A 465-nucleotide genomic window follows, 5' to 3' on the forward strand; every position below is an offset into this window, starting at 1 on the left:
ATGGCCAGGGGCTTGAGCAGCCTGGCCCCAGCCTCTGCTCCGGCTGTGATTGCAACGGCGCACTGCGCGGTGGCCAGCCGACGCGTCCGCCGAGCCTGAGCGGCCACCAGGCGCACCGGCCGCTCCGCGAACGTGCGGCGGGCGCAGTCCGGGTTTCGGCAGCAGAAGCGCCGCACACGCAGCTCGAGTTGCACGACGCGCCCCGCAGCTGGCAGGTCCGCCGGGCGTCGGACGTAGCTACCATGCACTGCGGTACTGGGCGTCTGGCAGGAGGGACATCGTGCTCCCGTGCCCTCCATGCGCACCCCGAGGACGACACCCGCCGCGCTACCGTGGGCCACCCGGCCCACCCGACACCCTGGAAGTGGGTACAGCGTTTCCATTCCCTGGGTGTATTCGCCCCGCTGGCAGCTTGCCGCGTCTGCCTACTCCCCAGAGGGGAGCCACACGAAGTGCGGGAGAGCC

At 71.4% G+C, this 465-nt stretch carries 1 protein-coding gene; it reads right to left on the reverse strand.

All coding sequences use genetic code 11. The features are described from left to right. A partial coding sequence (locus HUA78_RS45755; protein WP_174479136.1) for a transposase family protein occupies positions 1–383 on the reverse strand: 383 nt, incomplete at its 3' end. Positions 384–465: the final 82 nt, after the last annotated feature.

It is taken from the genome of Myxococcus sp. CA033, from assembly GCF_013336625.1.
Classification (GTDB): Bacteria; Myxococcota; Myxococcia; order Myxococcales; family Myxococcaceae; genus Myxococcus; species Myxococcus llanfairpwllgwyngyllgogerychwyrndrobwllllantysiliogogogochensis.